Below are 16,677 nucleotides of genomic sequence, written 5' to 3' on the forward strand. Positions count from 1 at the left end.
ATCATGGACATGGACCTGAACGCGGACCTGGGCGAAGGCTTCGGCGCCTGGCGCATGGGCGACGACGAGGCGCTGCTGGGCATCGTCTCGTCGGCCAACGTCGCCTGCGGCTTCCATGCGGGCGACCCGCAGATCATGGACCGCACCGTGCGCACGGCGCTGGCGCGCGGCGTGGATGTGGGCGCGCATGTCGGCTTCCCGGACCTGGCCGGCTTCGGCCGCCGCCCGATGCAGATGGACACGGGCGAGCTGGTCGCGGCCGTGGTCTACCAGCTCGGCGCCCTGGCGGGCATCGCACGCACCGCGGGGCACCGCATGACGCACATGAGCTTTCATGGCGCGCTCGGCAACATGGCGGCGGCGGACGCGGAATTCGCGGCGCCGCTGGTGCGGGCGGTGGCGGACTTCGATCCGTCGCTGACGATCAGCTCCTCGGCCAGCCGGGCCATCGAGGATGCGGCGCGGCGCTGCGGCTTGCGCCTTCGCACCACCTTCCTGGCCGACCGCGCCTGCGACGAAGCGGGGCTGCTGATCCCGCGCAAGATGCCGGACTCGGTGATCCACGACCCCGAACGGGTCCTGGCGCGTGTCCGGCAGTTGCTGGCGGAGGGCACCGTCACCACCTACGCCGGCAAGACGATCCCGATGCGCGTGCATTCGATCCTGGTCCACGGCGACACGCCCGGCGCGGTGACACTGGCGCGCGGGGTGCGCGAGGTGGTCGAGGCGCACGGCCGTGTGGTCCCGATCTCGCGCCAGGCCGCCTGAAGCGCGCTGTCGAGCAGGCACGGACATGGTGCTTACCCTAGGTCGGCGCGCACGCTTCCAGGGCGACATAAGGGGGGCTTATCGCTCCACAGCCAAACCGTCTTGGCGCGCCGAACCTGCGGTCGATACAGTGAATTCATCGCGGTCCGAAAGCGCATTCGACAAGGGCGCGACCGGCCGCCATCCCACAGAAAGAAAGTGATCCAGATGCCCTTCTCCGACTACAAGACCGCCCTGGTGACAGGTGCCTCCTCCGGCATCGGCGCCGCCGTTGTCGAGCGCCTCTGCAAGGAAGGCCTGCAGGTCCATGCGCTGGCCCGCAGCGGCGCCAAGCTGAAAGAACTCGCCGCGCGCACGGGCTGCATCCCGCACGCCATCGACGTGAGCGACCTGCACGGCGTGACCGCGCTGACGAAGGAGGTCGAGTTCGACGTTCTCGTGAACAACGCCGGCGTCGATCGGCCGGGATCGATCCTGAAAGCCGACGCCGAAGGCATCGACCTCCTGGTGGACGTCAATCTGCGCGCGGTGCTGCATCTCTGCCGGCTGGTCGTTCCGGGCATGGTGGCGCGCGACAGCGGCCACGTGGTCAACATCAGCTCGATCGCCGCGGCCTACAACTTCGGCGGCAACAGCACCTACCACGCGACCAAGGCGGCGGTGAGCATGTTGTCGAGGCAACTGCGGGTGGATTGCTTCGGCAAGCGGGTGCGCGTGACCGAGATCTGCCCGGGCCGCGTGGCGACCGACATCTTCGCGCACGTGCACGGCGACTCCGAGGAGACGCGCAAGCGCTTCGTCGAAGGCTACGAGCTGCCGGAGGCTGCCGACATCGCCAACGCCATCGCCTTCGCGATCGCGGCGCCCGTCGCGGTGAACATCGGCCACATGGAGATCACGCCGACCTTGCAGGTGCCCGGCGGCCTCTCCACCGCCAAGCCGGAGACGGTGCGGGCCTGAGCCTCGCCCGTTCACACCAGAGCACGCCATGAAGGACTTCGACCTCCTTGCGATCCTGCTGAAGCCCGAGTTCGGCGCCATGCTGCTGCACGGGATGGTGCTGACCCTGAAGATCGCGGTCGGCTCCTGGCTGCTCGCGATGTCGATCGCCGTCGTCCTGCTGGTGGTCCGGCTCAGCGCCAACCCGGTGGCCGAGCAGGCCGTTGCGGCCTATGTCTCCTACCACCGCAATGTGCCGACGCTGGTGCAGCTGATGCTTTGGTACTTCGGCATCTTCAGCCTGTTGCCGGATCCCGTGCAAGCCTGGCTGTCGAACAACAACGCCGAGGCGCTGATCTCGATCGTGGCGCTGGGTCTCTGCCAGGCCGCCTACTTCAGCGAGGACATGCGCTCCGGCCTGCGGGCTATCCCGGCCGGACAGTCCGAGGCTGCGCGTGCCCTGGGACACGGCTACATCGGCGCGATGCGGCACGTGATGCTGCCGCAAGCGGTGCGCAACGCGGTGCCGGCCCTGGTGAATCACAGCGTGTCCCTGTTCAAGAACAGCAGCCTGGCGATGGCCATCGGCGTCGCGGAACTGACCCATGCGGTCAAGGAGATCGAGAGCCAGAGCTTCCGCACCTTCGAGGCGTACAGCATGGCGACCATGATGTACCTGCTGGTGTCCCTGCTCATCATGGCGGTCGGCGCCTGGATCGCACGCCGCTATCGCGTTTCCGGGGCGAGGTAAGACATGTTCGGCATCTTCGACATCCTGCGCGACAACTGGCTGCTGCTGCTGGTCGGCCAGTATCCCAACGGGCCGATGGGCGGCATCGTCGCCACGCTCATTCTTTCGGTGCTGGGCATCGTGCTGGCCTTCCCCGTGTCGGTGCTGCTGGCGCTGGCACGCCTCTCCCCCTGGCGCGCGCTGCGCTGGCCGGCCACGGTGCTGGTCTACATCGTGCGCGGCGTGCCGCTGCTGATGGTCATCCTGTGGGTGTACTTCCTCGTGCCGATCCTGATCGGTCACGACGTCACGGGGTTCACCACCATGCTGTGCACGCTGGTGATCTACGAAGGCGCGTATCTGTCGGAAGTGGTCCGCGCCGGCATCCAGGCGCTGCCGAAGGGACAGACCGAGGCGGCCCGCGCGCTGGGCCACAGTCACCTGGGCACCATGGCTTACGTGATCCTGCCCCAGGCCCTCTACAACATGCTCCCGAGCATGCTGAGCCAGTTCATCTCCACCATCAAGGAGACCACGCTGGGCTACGTGATCAACGTGCAGGAACTCACCTTCGCCGCCAATCAGATCAACAACCAGTTGCTGACCAAGCCGTTCCAGGTGTTCTTCATCCTGGCGATGACCTACTACGTCGTCTGCTTCAGCCTGACCCAGCTGGCGCAATGGCTGGAGCGCCGAATCGCCCACAAGCGGCTCGGCAGCGCGACACCCGCCACCACCGAGGACGGCCTGCCGCTGCCGCCGGTGGCAGCCAACTCCTGACACCGCGATTCGACGGTGAGCGAAACAAAGAACGGAGACCGACCATGGAAACGCTTGAACAACCCAGCGCACGGCTGAAGCCGCGCGAGGACGACACCATGATCCTGTTTTCCAACATCAACAAATGGTATGGCGACTATCAGGCGCTGACCGATGTCAACGCCGAGGTCAAGAAGGGCGAGGTGGTCGTGGTCTGCGGTCCCTCGGGCTCCGGCAAGTCGACCTTGATCCGCACGGTCAACCGGCTGGAGGAAATCAAGTCCGGCCAGTTGCTGTTCGATGGCCACGATATCCATGCCCCGATGAGCAGCCATGCGCTGAACAAGCTGCGCAGCCGCATCGGCTTCGTGTTCCAGAGCTTCAACCTGTTTCCCCATCTGTCCGTGCTGGACAACATCATGCTGTCGCCAGTGCATGTGCTGGGTGTGAAGCGCAGTGACGCCAAGGCCAGGGCCGGCCAGCTGCTGGAGCGCGTGGGGCTGTCGAACAAGGCCAATTCCTATCCGGCGCAGCTCTCGGGCGGCCAGCAGCAGCGCGTCGCGATCGCCCGCGCCCTGGCGATGGAGCCACCGGCCATGCTCTTCGACGAGCCGACCAGCGCGCTGGACCCGGAAATGGTCGGCGAGGTGCTGTCGGTCATGCGCAGCCTGGCCAACGAGGGCATGACGATGATGTGCGTCACCCATGAGATGAACTTTGCGCGCGAGGTGGCCGACCGCGTCTGGTTCATGGACGCCGGCCGCATCCTGGAGAAGGCGGACCCCGAGACCTTCTTCACCCGACCCCAGCACCCGCGTGCGCAGCGATTCCTGTCGGACCTGCGGGCGCATTGAGCCGATCGATTTCCCCTTGTCTTTCACCCGATATTCTTCCCAGGAGCTTCCCATGTCGAATGCCAACGTGTTTCGTCTTGCCGCCCTCGGCGCGGCCCTCTGCGCATGCTCGCTCGCGGCCCAGGCCGACCAGTGGAGCGACATCGCTGCACGCAAGGAACTCAAGTGCGGCACCTTCGCCGACGTGCCGCCCTTTGCAGCGCCGGACCCGAAGACCCGTGAGATGGTCGGCCACGACGTGGACCTCTGCAATGCCATCGCGAAGGAACTCGGCCTGACGGCCAAGGTGACGCCGCTGTCGGTCGAGGCCCGCGTGCCCGAGGTCAAGCTCGGTCGCGTCGACGTGACCATCGCCAACCTGGCCTACACCAAGAGCCGCGGCGAGCAGATCCAGTTCAGCGACCCGTATTACGTCGCGAAGGAAATGCTGGCGGTCAAGGCGTCGGACCCGGGCACGACCAAGGCCGATTTCAAGGGCAAGCGCCTGAGTTCGACCAAGGGATCGACTTCGGAGCTGTCGATCAAGATGAACGGTTCCGAAGCCGTGACCTTCCAGGACACCGGCTCGGCCTTCATGGCCGTCCAGCAGAACAAGTCGATGGGCATGGTGGCGAACACCATGACGATCACCAAGCTGGTCAACCAGTCGAAGACCGAGGGCGTCGAGCTGAAGATGATCAAGGAACCGATGGTGCTGCAGCCGATCGGCATCGGGATGAAAAAGGACGAGCCGGTGCTGCTGGCCAAGGTGAACGAAGCGCTCTACGCGCTGGAGAAGAAGGGCGAGCTTGACAAGCTGTGGAACAAGTGGCTCGGCCCGAACACCGAATACAAGATGACGCGAGAAGAGAAGGTCATGCCGCTGGCCGACTTGAAGTTCGAACTGCTGCCTTGAGTGCGAGCGGGCGTCACCGCCTCCTCAAGTCGACCGAGCCGCAGCAACGGATGCCGAGAGATGGACGCACCCCCGGCGAGGCGTCATGCGACCAGCGCGAGGACCCGCAGGGGACCCTGCTGGTCGTGCCGGCCTAGCCCCGCTCGCTTTGCCGCGCGAGGAAACTGCAGCTGGCCACCAGCAGCCGCGCTACTTCGGCCACGTTGGCCTCGATGCGGTGCTGCGGTCCGGCGACCGCCACCGCCAACGTGTCGTTGTGCAGGTTGAGGAAGGTCGCCACGGCCCACACGTCGCTGACGTTCTCGCCCCGCGTCACGAAGTAGCCCAGCTTGCGGCTTTCCAGCACGTCGTTCACCAGCGCCTCGTGCCCGGTCTTGGTGGTGGCGGTGACGGCGGGCAGCTCGCGTTCCTTCAGCCAGGCGCGCATCTCGGGCTCTTTCAGGCTGCCTAGCAGCGCCTTGCCGATCGAGCTCGAGTGCAGCGGCTTGAACTCGCCGGGCTTGGCCGAATAGCGGATCGAATGCAGCCCCTCGACCACCTGCAGGTAGATCACCGAATCGCCCTGGCGCTTGCCGAGGATCACCGTCTCGCGGGTTGCGTCCCGCAGCCGTTCGAGGACCGGCGTGGCGCGCTCGATGAACGGATCCTTGGCGCTGATGTCGCGCATCACGTCGTACATGCGCCGGGTCGGGTAGAGCGCGCGCGGGCGGCTCATCGTGTAGAGGTAGCCGCGCGCCGTCAATGTCGAGACGATGGCGTGGCAGGTGCTCTTCGGCACGCCCACGGCTTCGGCCAGCTCGGTCAGCGACAGCGGCCGCTGACTCGCCTGAAAGGCTTCGTAGATGTCGATCACCCGCGCGATCGCGGTCACGGTGACGCCAGTCATGGGCGGCTCTCCTTGGTAGTGGAACGGACCGGGCGACGAAATTCAGCCGCCTGAACAAAACGGATCTGCGCGTGCGATCCCGGCGGCATTGTGGCATTTTGTTCGTAATACCGAATATCGGTTCTTGTGCAGGAATAAATCGATTCCTACGATCGGGCCACGACAGTTCGACGGAGACAAACCAAGGTGCAAGCCAGCCAGGAAATCACGGTGGAAGAACGGGCCAACGGCGTGGTGTGGATCACCATCGACCGTGCGCACAAGCACAACGCCCTCGCAGGCAGCGTGCTGGCGGCGTTGGCACAGGCGGCCGCCGGGTGCGGGGCCCGGCCCGGGACCCGGCTGGTCGTCCTTCGCGGAGCCGGCGAGCGCTTCTTTGCAGCCGGCGGCGATCTGGTGGAGCTGTCCGAGGTGCGCGACGAAGCCGCCACCCATGCGATGGCCGAGCGTTCGCGTGGCGCGCTGGATGCCGTGCGCCGCTGTCCCGTGCCGGTGCTGGCCTACCTCAACGGCGATGCCATCGGTGGCGGAGCCGAGCTGGCGCTGGCCTGCGATCTGAGGTTGCAGGCCGCGCACGCGCGCATCGGCTTCATCCAGGCCCGGCTTGCGATCAGCACGGCCTGGGGCGGCGGTCCCGATCTGTGCCGGTTGGTGGGCGGTGCGCGCGCGCTGCGCATGATGGGCCGCTGCGAGATGGTCGACGCGGCGCAGGCCCTGCAATGGGGACTGGCCGATGCGTCGATCGCGGACGGGGCCGACGGCGAGGACATGCGCGCGTTCCTCGCGCCGCTTCTGCTCCACCCGCCGCAGGTGCTGCGCGGCATCAAGGCACAGCTCATCGCCTGGCGCGAGGGCGCGTCGTACAGCGAGCGGCGAGAGGTCGAGCGCGCGCAGGTGCTGACCACTTGGCTGCACGACGACCACTGGCGCGCCTCCGACCGGTTTCTGGCCAAGGCCTCCCAATGAAGCGCGACGACGACATCGCCCGTTCCGCCGTCGAGCCTCGCTTGCGCAGCACGAGCCCGACCGGCATCGAGGTGCCCGGCAGCGTCGATGCATCCGCCGTGCGGCCCGAGGGCATCGGCCAGCCCGGCGAGTACCCCTTCACCCGCGGGATCTTCCCGGACGGCTACCAGGGGCGCCTGTGGACCATCCGCCAGTACTCGGGCTTCGGCACCGCCGAGGAATCGAACGAGCGCTACAAGTTCCTGCTGGCCAAGGGCCAGACCGGGCTGTCGGTGGCGCTGGACCTGCCGACCCAGTGCGGCCTGGACCCGACGCACCCGATGGCGCGCCCGGAGATCGGCAAGGTCGGCGTGTCGCTGTCGAACCTGAGCGAGGCGGAGATTCTGTTCAAGGATCTGGACCTGTCCCGGATCTCGACCTCGTTCACGATCAACGGCACGGCCGCGATCATCTATGCGATGTACCTGGCCGTCGCGGACAAGCAGGGCGTTCGGCGCGACCAGCTCACGGGCACCATCCAGAACGACATCCTGAAAGAGTACGTGGCGCGCGGCACCTGGATCTTTCCGGTGCGGCCGTCCATGCGGCTGATTGCCGACACCATCCTCTATTCGAACGAGGTCTCGCCGCGCTTCAATCCGATCAGCATCGCCGGTGCCCACGTGCGCGACGCGGGCGCGACCGCCGCCGAGGAAATGGCCTACACGCTGGCCAACGGCCTGGCCTACGTGGACGAACTGCGCGCGCGCGGCGGCGACGTGGAAAAGTTCGCCAAGCGGCTGTCGTTCTTCTTCTACGTGCACATGGACTTCTTCGACGAGATCGCGAAGTTCCGCGCCGGCCGCCGGCTGTGGGCCCGGCTGATGAAAGAGCGCTACGGCGTCCAGGACCCGAAAGCGCAGCATTTCCGCTTCGGCGTGGTGTGCGGCGGCTCGTCGCTGGTGGCGCCGCAGCCGTACAACAACGTGGTGCGCGTCGCGGTGGAAACCATGGCCGCCGTGTTCGGCGGCGCGCAGTCGATCTTCACCTGCGCCTTCGACGAAGCATTCCAGATCCCGACCGAGTTCTCGGCCGAGCTGGCGGTGCGCACGCAGCAGATCCTGGCCTACGAAAGCGGCATCGGGCGCTCGGTCGATCCGCTGGGCGGCAGCTATTTCCTGGAGCAGCACACGGACCGCATCGAGGAACAGATCGTGCGGGTGATGGACGAGATCGACGCCTATGGCGGCGTGGTGCGCGCCATCGAGGAAGGCTGGATCCAGATGCGGCTGGCCGAGCGCGGCCTGGAGCGCAAGCTCGACAACGATGCCGGGCGCACCGTGGTGGTGGGCCAGAACCACTTCAAGAAGGAGAACGAGGAGGTCAAGGTCGGCGAGGTCTTCACGCTCGACCCGACCGTCGCGCAGCGCGCGCTGGAGAAGTTCCAGCGCACGCTCGACACGCGCGACAACGCGGCGGTGGCGCGTTCGCTCGCGCGGCTGTCGGCCGCCGCGAGCAAGGACCGCGAGAACGTGATGCCTTATCTCGTGGAGTGCTGCCACAGCTACGCCACCGTCGGCGAGATGGTGGCCAGTCTGAAGGCCCAGTGGGGCGAATTCAAGGAGCCGGTGAATCTATGAGCACGCAACCAGGCATCGCCGCGCTCGCGGCAAGGCGCATCCTGATCGGCAAGCCCGGGCTCGACGGGCACGACATCGGCGCCAAGATCATCGCGCTGACACTGCGAAATGCCGGTGCCGAGGTGATCTACACCGGCCTGCGCCGCAGCCCCCTGCAGATCGCCCAGGTGGCGGTCGACGAAGGGGTGGACGCGGTGGGCCTGAGCATCCTGTCGGGCAGCCACAAGGAACTGGTGTCGGAGGTCATCGCGCAGCTGCGAGAACTGAAGGCACTGGACGTGAAGGTGTTCGTCGGCGGCACCATTCCGGCGGAAGACCATGCCCATCTGCGCGCGCTGGGCGTGAGCGCGGTCTTCACCGCCGACATGCCGCTGGAGCAGGTCGTGGCCTCGCTGGCGGAGTGCCTCGCATGAGCACGGCCGGCGTTCGCGGCGCGGAGGTGTCCCGATGAACGGGCCGCTCGCCGGCATCCGCATCATCGAGGTCGGCCACATGCTGGCCGGCCCCTACTGCGGCCTGATGCTGGCCGACATGGGGGCGGAGGTCATCAAGATCGAGACGCCCGACGGCGACATCGGCCGCACGGTCAGCCCGCATTTCATCGGACCCCACAACGCCTACTTCGCCAGCCTCAACCGCAGCAAGAAGAGCGTGGTGCTCGATCTGGCCAGCGCCGAGGGGCGCGAGGCGCTGGGCCGCATCGCCGAGACCTCGCACGCGGTGATCACCAACCTGCGGCCCTCCGCGATCCGCAAGCTCGGCCTCACCTACGACGCGATGCGCCACTGGAACGAGCGCCTGGTCTGCGTGGCGCTCACCGGCTACGGCCTGGACGGACCGCACGCCGACAGCCCGGCCTACGACTACGTGATCCAGGCGCTCACCGGCGTGATGGCCCTCACCGGCGACCCCGACGCCCCGCCGACCAAGGCCGGCTATTCCGCGGTCGACAACTCCGCCGGGCTGGTGGCCGCGGTCGGCCTGCTGGCCAAGATCGTGCAGGGAAAGGGGGGGCAGGTCGACGTCGCGATGTACGACGTGATGCTCTCGCAGCTCAACTACCTGGCCGGTGCCGCCCTCAATGCCGGCGAGACCGTCGAACGCCAGGCCGATTCCTCGCACCCCTACGTGGTGCCGGCCCAGATCTTCCAGACCGCCGACGGGTGGCTCACCCTCTTCATCACGCACGACAAGTTCTGGAAGATCTTCTGCGACGAAGTCGGCCACGCCGAATGGACGACCGATGCGCGCTTCAGCACCATGGCCGGCCGGCGCGCGCACCGCGCCGAGGTGATCGCCGAGATCGCGCCGCTGCTGCGCCGCGCCCCGGCGGCCGAATGGGTGCGGCGGCTGGTGCCGTTGGGCGTGGTGGCCGCCGAGGTCGGCACGCTGAACGACGCGCTGCGCGGCGACATCGCGACCGCGCGCAGGCTGATCGTGCCGCTGGGCGACGGCAGCCTGCCGCTGCACGCCGTCGCCAGTCCGATCCGTTTCGACGGCTTCACGCCGCGCTACAGCCTGCCGCCCCTGCTCAACGAACATGCGCACGAGGTGTTGGGGAAGGTGGCGGCATGACTGCAGCGCCGGGCCGCCCCAAGCAAGCTCGCACCGCAGTGCGAAGCACGGAGCTTGCCTCATGAGCATGTCGCCGCAGGCACCGCTGGACCGGTGGGCGCTGAGCCGTGCCCTCACGCGGCTCGCGAACGCCGACCCGATGGCGCTCGCGCACGGCCCATTGCGCGACCCGCCGGCGCACGCGGCGCGGCGTGTCGGCATCACCGGCGCGCCCGGCGCCGGCAAGAGCACCCTCGTCGGCCACCTCGCGCAGCTGCGCGCGCCGCGCGGTCGCCTCGGCGTGCTGGCGGTGGACCCGAGCAGCCCGAAAAGCGGCGGCGCGATCCTCGGCGACCGGGTGCGCATGGACGAACTGGCGGGCAACGCGCAGCTCTACATCCGCTCGCTCGGCTCGCGCCGCACCGGCGACGGGCTGGCCGACAACCTGCCCGAGATGCTGGACCTGATGGACGCGTTCGGCTTCGACGAAGTGCTGCTCGAAACCGTCGGTGTCGGCCAGGCCGAGCACGCGGTGCGGGCGCAGGTCGACACGATGGTGCTGGTGCTGCTGCCCGACAGCGGCGACATCGTGCAGGCGATGAAGGCGGGCATCATGGAATTGGCCGACATCTTCGTCGTCCACAAGTCGGACCTGCCGGGCGCGCAGCGCATGGCGACCGACATCCGGCGCATCGCGGCGATGGCGCGCCATGCGGCGGATGCCTGGATTCCGCCGATCCTGCTGAGCTCGGCCACCGAGGCCGCTTCGGTGCAGGCGCTGTCGGAGGTGATCGACCGCCACCAGGCCTGGCATGCGCAGGTGCCGCAGGCGCGTGCGCTCGGCCGGGCACGGCGTGCGCGCTACCGGCTCCAGCGCCTGCTGGAGCTGCGCATGGGGCAGTTCATCGCGCGCCAGGACGACGCCTTCTTCGATGCGCCGATCGCCGAGCAGCTGGCGCGGGCGGTGGACGCGCTACGCCATGCCGAAGGGACGCAGAGTCTGCAGGCCGACCCGGTGATCGAGCCGTGAAGCGCGTCGCCATCCGGCTGCTCAAGAAGACGCTGCGCGCCGGTTGCGACGCGCAGGCTTCGCCGGCGCAGGCGCAAGAGGCGCGCGCGGCGGCGCTGGTCCTGCTGGAGCGCAGCGTGGCCATGAAGCACGACCGCCTGGCGATCCAGCGGCTGCTGGATGCCGTGCGACTGAATGCGGCCGTCGAGCCGGCGCTATGGGCGCACTGCGAAGCGGCCGCTGCACGCGTGCCGGGACCCGTGCGGCCGCAGATGTTGCAGTTGCTGCGCCACCAGTCGGCGCAGCGCGCAAGCCATGGGAGCCACGTTGCGCACCGATAGCGTTCGCAGCCATTGAAGAAGGAGACAAGAAATGCAGAAGCACCCGAAGAAGAGAGATTTTCCATTCACCCGGCAGCTGCGCCGTCGCGTCGCGGCGACCCTGCTGGCTGCCGCGGCCGCGCCGGCCCTCGCGCAGGTCAACGACGACGTCGTGCGCATCGGCGTGCTGGCCGACATGTCCGGCATCTACTCCGACATGGGCGGCGCCGGCCTCGTCGAGGCCGTGAAGATGGCTGTCGCCGACGCCGGCGGGACGGTGAACGGCAAGACGATCGAGGTCGTGAGCGCCAACCACTCGGCCAAGCCCGACATCGCCGCGACCAAGGCGCGCGAGTGGTTCGACACCCAGGGCGTGGACATGATCATCAGCGGTCCGAGCTCGGGAACCAGCCTGGCCATCGCCAGGATCGCCGCCGAGAAGAAGAAGGTCGTGATGGTGACCGGTGGCGTGGCCGCGCAGCTGACCAACGAGGAATGCTCGCCCTACACCGTGCACTACCTCTACGACACCGTGGCCCTGGCGCGCGGCACCGGCGCCGCGATGACGCGCCAGGGCGGCAAGACCTGGTATTTCCTGACCGTGGACTACGCCTTCGGCGACTCGCTGGAGAAGGAAACCACGCGGGTCATCCAGGCCAACGGCGGCCAGGTCCTCGGCAGCGTGCGGCATCCGCTGTCGGCCACCGACTTCTCCTCGTTCCTGCTGCAGGCCAAGGCTTCCAATGCCCAGGTGCTGGGCCTTGCCAACGGCGGCGGCGACACCGTCGGCGCCATCAAGGCCGCGCAGCAGTTCGGCATCACGCCATCGATGAAGATCGCCGGCCTGATGCTCTTCATCACGGACGTGCACGCGCTGGGTCTGAAGCTCACCAGCGGCATCAACCTGACCGAGGCCTGGTACTGGGACACGGACGACAGGTCGCGGCAGTGGTCGGCCCGCTTCTTCGACAAGACGAAGAAGATGCCCACCAGCATGCAGGCCGCCAGCTACTCGGCGGCGCTCCAGTATCTGAAGGCGGTCGCCGCCGCCGGCACCGACGGCGCCGAGCCGGTGATGGCGCAGCTGCGCCATCAGAAGATCGACGACATGTACACGTCCAACGGGCACATCCGCGGAGACGGCCGCATGGTGCACGACCTGCAACTGATGGAGATCAAGAGCCCGGCCGAATCGAAGCGCCCGTGGGACTATTACAAGCTGGTGCAACGCATTCCGGGCGAGCAGGCGTTCGCGTCCAAGGCCGAGTCCAAATGCAGGAACTGGGGTTGACGCCCCGCCGGACGATCATTTCTACCTCAAGGAGACAAGACCATGACAGCCTCGCCACGCGCAAACCCTCCCACCGTCGCCCCTTCCGAGAAGGTGAAGGCGGCCATCGCGGCCGCCAAGGAACTGCCCATCCTCGACGTCGGCCCCTACCTTTCCGGTGCACCCGGTGCGCTCGAGCAGCTGGCCGCGGATGTGAAGCTGATCCAGGAGAACCTGGGCTTCTTCGCGATCGTGAACCACGGCATCCCGCAGTCGCTCATCGACGAGTCCTTTCGCCAGACGGCAAAGCTGTTCGAGCTGTCGATGGAAGAAAAGCTCAGGCACCGGGTCGGCTACCACCACCAGGGCTACCTGCCGCCGAAATCCTCGATCCTGAAATCCGCCGCCATCATGGAGAAGATCGCGGTCAACACCAAGAAGGACACCAACGCCGCCTGGCTCTTCATGCGCAACCGCAGCGCCGACGATCCGAAGGTGCGGGACAACGTGCGGCACCGGGGCCTGAACCAGTGGCCCGAAAGCCTGCCGGCGTTCAAGACGGCGCTGTACGCGTACCAGACCTCGATGGAGAAGCTGTCGATGCGGCTGCTGCCCCTCTACGCGCGGGCGCTCGGCTTGCGGGCCGAGCACTTCGACAGCATGTTCAAGGCCCCCGAGTACTACCAGCGCTGCGCCTACTACCACCCCGAGGAACACATGGACGAGGGGCAGTATGCACTGGCGCCGCATTCGGACGGCAGTTTCCTCACGCTGCTGCCGATGACGCCGGTGCCGGGCCTGCAAGTGATGACGCCGGCCAAGGAGTGGCTCAATGTCAGCTACGTGAAGGATGCGTTGATCGTCAACACCGGGCAGGTGCTCAACCGCCTGTCGAACGACCATTTCATCGCCACGCCGCACCGCGTCGTCAATCCGCCGATGAAGCGCTATGCGCTGACCTTCTTCTTCTATCCCGACGACGACGCCAGCGTCGCGCCGATCCCGGAATGCATCGCGGCGGGCGAGCAGCCCCGGTACGACTCGCGTTCGTTCTACGACTTCTTCGTTCCCTACCTGGACGATCTGTACCACTACAACGACCCCAACTTCATGAAGGAGGTCGAGCCCGCCGGTGTCGCCGCGCAGGCCTGAAGCAGCGGCGCCGGGTTCGGCGCCACGACCAAGGAACAGGTATGAAGAGTCAAATGTTGATCGACGGCCGCTGGGTCGATGCGCTGGCGGGCGAGACCATTCAAGTCCTCGACCCGTGCAGTGCGCAGCCTTTCGGCACCATCGCCCGCGGTCGGGCCGAGGACGTGGACCTCGCGGTGGCGGCGGCTCGCCGCGCACTCGAGGGTGGATGGGGCCGCATGACCGCCACCGAGCGCGGCCGCATCCTGCAAGGTCTCGCGCAACTGATCCTGGCGCACGGCGAGGAACTGGCGCAGCTCGAGGCGCGCGACACCGGCAAGCCGATGGCGGTGGCGCGCGCCGACGCGGCGGCCGTGGCGCGCTACTTCGAGTTCTATGGCGGCGCGGCCGACAAGATCCATGGCCAGACCATCCCCTATCTGAACGGCTACAACGTCAGCGTGGTGCGCATCCCGCACGGCGTGACGGCGCACATCATCCCGTGGAACTACCCGGCCCAGATGATGGGCCGCACCCTGGCCCCTGCGCTGGCGATGGGCAATGCGGCGGTGGTCAAGCCTTCGGAAGACGCCTGCCTGAGCGCCCTCAAGCTCGCCGAGCTGGCGATGGAGGCGGGGCTTCCGCCGGGCGCGCTGAACATCGTGACCGGCTACGGCGCCGAGGCCGGCGCGGCGCTGACCGCGCACCCGGGGATCGACTTCGCGACTTTCACGGGCTCACCCGAAGTCGGCATGCAGGTGCAGCAGGCCACAGCGCGCCACCACGTGCCTTGCGTGCTGGAACTGGGCGGCAAGTCGCCGCAAATCGTGTTCGACGACGCCGACCTCGCCAGGGCCGCGCCGATCATCGTTCGCGCGATCGTGCAGAACGCCGGCCAGACCTGTTCCGCCGGCAGCCGGCTGCTGGTGCAAAAGGGTGTCTACGACCGCTTCGTCGACATCGTCGCGACCCACTTCGCGGCGCTGAAGGTCGGCACATCGGCGCAGGACCTGGATTGCGGGCCGATGATCAACGCCAGGCACCATGCGCGCGTGCAATCCATCGTCCGCGATGCGGTCGCCGAAGGTGTTCCGCGTCTGGCGGAAGGTCGACTGGCCGACGGCCTGCCGTCCGGGGGCTACTTCGTCGCACCGGTCCTCTTCGGCCCGGTGCCCCGCACGCACCGCCTGGCCAGCCAGGAGATTTTCGGCCCGGTGCTGTCGGCGATGCCTTTCGACGACGAGGAAGACGCGGTGCAGCTGGCGAACGCCACCGAGTACGGCTTGGTGGCCGGCGTGTGGACCGAGAACGGCGGTCGCCAGGCACGCCTGGCGCGCCGCATTGCCAGCGGCCAGGTCTTCATCAACTGCTACGGCGCGGGAGGCGGCGTCGAGTTGCCCTTCGGCGGCGTCAAGAAGAGCGGCTACGGCCGCGAAAAAGGTCTGTTGGCGCTCGAGGAGATGAGCACCACCAAGACGGTCGTTCATCACTACGTATAAGGAGACAAACATGTCGATGCTGACCCAGAAGACGGCGATCGTCACGGGGGCGGGGAGCGGATTCGGCGCCGCCATCGCCCGCGCGTATGTCGCGGCAGGCGCGAAGGTCGTGCTGGCCGACATCAACCTGGACGCCGCGCGGGCTGTCGCCTCGCCGCTGGGCGACAACGCGATGCCCATCGTGTGCGACGTGAGCAGCTTCGACCAGGTGCAGGCGCTGGTCGCGCAGGCGCAGGCGCGCTTCGGGGTGCCCGATGTCGTCGTCAACAACGCGGGCACGACCCACCGCAACCAGTCGATGCTCGAGGTGGACGAGGCCACCTTCGACCGGGTGTTCTCAGTGAACGTGAAGTCGATCTATCACATGGCGCGTGCGGTCGTGCCGCTGATGAAGAAGAAGGGGGAGGGCGTGATCCTCAACGTCGGTTCGGTCGGCGCCATCCGGCCGCGTCCCGGCCTGACCTGGTACAACAGCTCGAAGGGGGCGGTGCGGGTGATGACGAAGTCGATGGCGGTCGAGTTGGCGCCGGACGGCATCCGCGTCAACCTCATTGCGCCCGTCATGGCCGCCACGGGCTTGCTGCAGGACTTCATGGGCGTCGCGGACACCGCCGAAAATCGATCGCGCTTCATCTCGACGATCCCGCTGGGCCGCATGTGCGACCCGGACGACGTGGCCAACGTCGCGGTGTTCCTGGGCAGCTCGCAGGCGCGCTTCCTGACGGGGGTCGAGATGCCGGTGGATGGGGGGCGTTCGATCTGAGGCAAGTGCAAGTCGAGAATCGCTTCGATCTCCCCTGTGCGCGCGGTGTCGATAGCGGCGCTTCGCAAGGCCCTGCGTGCGAGGGGGGCGTTGCTGCTCGGATGCACTGAGTGAGTGCGACGCGCCGCAGGGTTGCGCCGCCCGGCTGCCTTCGGCTTCAGGCGTTCGAACGCGCGCCTGCGCGGCGCAGGGCATCGGCTTGATGCGCCTGTTCGGCGTCGCGCAGGCTCTTTGCCGCGCGCGCCGCCGCGTACTGCACGTAGAGCACGTCGATGGCTTCCGTCCATCGCTGGATGGCTGCCTTGTGTTCGATGTCGGCGTCGTGATCGTGCACATGCGCGGCGGGGTCGCGCTCGGGGAAGGCGGGAACGGCGGTGCCGGCCCTGCGAAGGATGGCTTCTTTTTGGTCTATGGTGAGCATGACTGTCTCCAGCAAGCACCGTTCCAGCCCCTGGGCCTGAATCTGGCGATGGGGGCCATTTTCATGCGGCCATCCTCGCCATGGCGCCCGACGACCACGCCCGATATCCCCCAAAGAGGGGAGAAAATCACGACGATGCACCGACACCCTTCCTCGCAGTTTCGAATGCAAGGGCTTTCCGCCCTGACACTGGCTGCCGCCGTCCTGGCGGGCTGCGCTTCCGCGCCGCCGACCGCGCCTTCATCGCCGGCCGCCTCCGCGCCCGCCGCGCGGCCGGCTGCGGCGTCGCCGCCG

General features: G+C 67.6%; 18 protein-coding genes. 16 read left to right on the top strand and 2 right to left on the bottom strand.

What is annotated here, in order from left to right; genetic code table 11:
• Positions 1–3: 3 nt before the first annotated feature.
• The 6 genes from AC1DYD_RS33765 (at position 4) to AC1DYD_RS33790 (ending at position 4,945) form a co-directional block, all read left to right on the top strand.
• Positions 4–768, top strand: a complete 765-nt coding sequence (locus AC1DYD_RS33765; RefSeq protein ID WP_478177097.1) for a LamB/YcsF family protein — start codon at positions 4–6, stop codon at positions 766–768.
• Between the two features lie 207 nt (positions 769–975).
• Positions 976–1,728, top strand: coding sequence for an SDR family oxidoreductase (locus tag AC1DYD_RS33770; RefSeq protein ID WP_478089268.1), 753 nt, complete (start codon positions 976–978; stop codon positions 1,726–1,728).
• A gap of 28 nt (positions 1,729–1,756) precedes the next feature.
• Positions 1,757–2,458 (top strand): amino acid ABC transporter permease, encoded by a 702-nt coding sequence (locus AC1DYD_RS33775; RefSeq protein WP_478177098.1) that lies wholly within the window; start codon positions 1,757–1,759, stop codon positions 2,456–2,458.
• Positions 2,459–2,461: 3 nt separating this feature from the next.
• On the top strand, positions 2,462–3,217 hold the full coding sequence (locus tag AC1DYD_RS33780) for an amino acid ABC transporter permease (protein WP_478177099.1): 756 nt from the start codon (positions 2,462–2,464) through the stop codon (positions 3,215–3,217).
• 98 nt (positions 3,218–3,315) lie between these two features.
• A complete protein-coding gene (locus AC1DYD_RS33785) occupies positions 3,316–4,050 on the top strand; it encodes an amino acid ABC transporter ATP-binding protein (protein WP_478177114.1) in 735 nt (244 codons plus the stop codon).
• A 52-nt stretch (positions 4,051–4,102) separates the two neighbouring features.
• Positions 4,103–4,945, top strand: coding sequence for an ABC transporter substrate-binding protein (locus AC1DYD_RS33790; RefSeq protein ID WP_478177100.1), 843 nt, complete (start codon positions 4,103–4,105; stop codon positions 4,943–4,945).
• A gap of 133 nt (positions 4,946–5,078) precedes the next feature.
• On the opposite strand, the gene AC1DYD_RS33795 is transcribed toward AC1DYD_RS33790, so the two are convergent.
• Positions 5,079–5,831 (bottom strand): IclR family transcriptional regulator, encoded by a 753-nt coding sequence (locus tag AC1DYD_RS33795; RefSeq protein ID WP_478177101.1) that lies wholly within the window; start codon positions 5,829–5,831, stop codon positions 5,079–5,081.
• Positions 5,832–6,017: 186 nt separating this feature from the next.
• Here AC1DYD_RS33795 and AC1DYD_RS33800 point away from each other — a divergent pair, with 186 nt between their 5' ends.
• The 10 genes from AC1DYD_RS33800 (at position 6,018) to AC1DYD_RS33845 (ending at position 15,962) form a co-directional block, all read left to right on the top strand.
• A complete protein-coding gene (locus AC1DYD_RS33800) occupies positions 6,018–6,797 on the top strand; it encodes an enoyl-CoA hydratase/isomerase family protein (RefSeq protein ID WP_478177102.1) in 780 nt (259 codons plus the stop codon).
• Positions 6,794–8,416, top strand: coding sequence for an acyl-CoA mutase large subunit family protein (locus AC1DYD_RS33805; RefSeq protein WP_478177103.1), 1,623 nt, complete (start codon positions 6,794–6,796; stop codon positions 8,414–8,416). Before AC1DYD_RS33800 ends, AC1DYD_RS33805 begins: the two co-directional genes overlap by 4 nt.
• Positions 8,413–8,829: a cobalamin B12-binding domain-containing protein gene (locus AC1DYD_RS33810; RefSeq protein WP_478177104.1), complete on the top strand. Its 417-nt coding sequence runs from the start codon at positions 8,413–8,415 to the stop codon at positions 8,827–8,829. Before AC1DYD_RS33805 ends, AC1DYD_RS33810 begins: the two co-directional genes overlap by 4 nt.
• Positions 8,830–8,863: 34 nt before the next feature.
• A complete protein-coding gene (locus tag AC1DYD_RS33815) occupies positions 8,864–9,991 on the top strand; it encodes a CaiB/BaiF CoA transferase family protein (RefSeq protein ID WP_478177105.1) in 1,128 nt (375 codons plus the stop codon).
• Positions 9,992–10,052: 61 nt separating this feature from the next.
• Positions 10,053–11,000, top strand: a complete 948-nt coding sequence (locus tag AC1DYD_RS33820; protein ID WP_478177106.1) for an ArgK/MeaB family GTPase — start codon at positions 10,053–10,055, stop codon at positions 10,998–11,000.
• Complete coding sequence (locus AC1DYD_RS33825) at positions 10,997–11,320, top strand: hypothetical protein (protein ID WP_478177107.1); 324 nt, start codon at positions 10,997–10,999, stop codon at positions 11,318–11,320. The genes AC1DYD_RS33820 and AC1DYD_RS33825 overlap by 4 nt, the downstream gene beginning before the upstream one ends.
• A gap of 31 nt (positions 11,321–11,351) precedes the next feature.
• A complete protein-coding gene (locus AC1DYD_RS33830; RefSeq protein WP_478177108.1) occupies positions 11,352–12,590 on the top strand; it encodes an ABC transporter substrate-binding protein in 1,239 nt (412 codons plus the stop codon).
• Positions 12,591–12,632: 42 nt separating this feature from the next.
• Positions 12,633–13,721 (top strand): isopenicillin N synthase family dioxygenase, encoded by a 1,089-nt coding sequence (locus AC1DYD_RS33835; protein WP_478177109.1) that lies wholly within the window; start codon positions 12,633–12,635, stop codon positions 13,719–13,721.
• Between the two features lie 41 nt (positions 13,722–13,762).
• A complete protein-coding gene (locus AC1DYD_RS33840; RefSeq protein WP_478177110.1) occupies positions 13,763–15,199 on the top strand; it encodes an aldehyde dehydrogenase family protein in 1,437 nt (478 codons plus the stop codon).
• 10 nt (positions 15,200–15,209) lie between these two features.
• Positions 15,210–15,962 carry an SDR family oxidoreductase gene (locus AC1DYD_RS33845; RefSeq protein ID WP_478177111.1) on the top strand — a complete coding sequence of 251 codons (753 nt, stop codon included), beginning with the start codon at positions 15,210–15,212 and terminating at the stop codon, positions 15,960–15,962.
• 157 nt (positions 15,963–16,119) lie between these two features.
• Here AC1DYD_RS33845 and AC1DYD_RS33850 read toward each other — a convergent pair whose 3' ends face one another.
• Positions 16,120–16,398 carry a hypothetical protein gene (locus tag AC1DYD_RS33850; protein ID WP_478177112.1) on the bottom strand — a complete coding sequence of 93 codons (279 nt, stop codon included), beginning with the start codon at positions 16,396–16,398 and terminating at the stop codon, positions 16,120–16,122.
• Positions 16,399–16,677 lie beyond the last annotated feature (279 nt).

This window comes from Variovorax sp. P4_B11 (assembly GCF_056402355.1).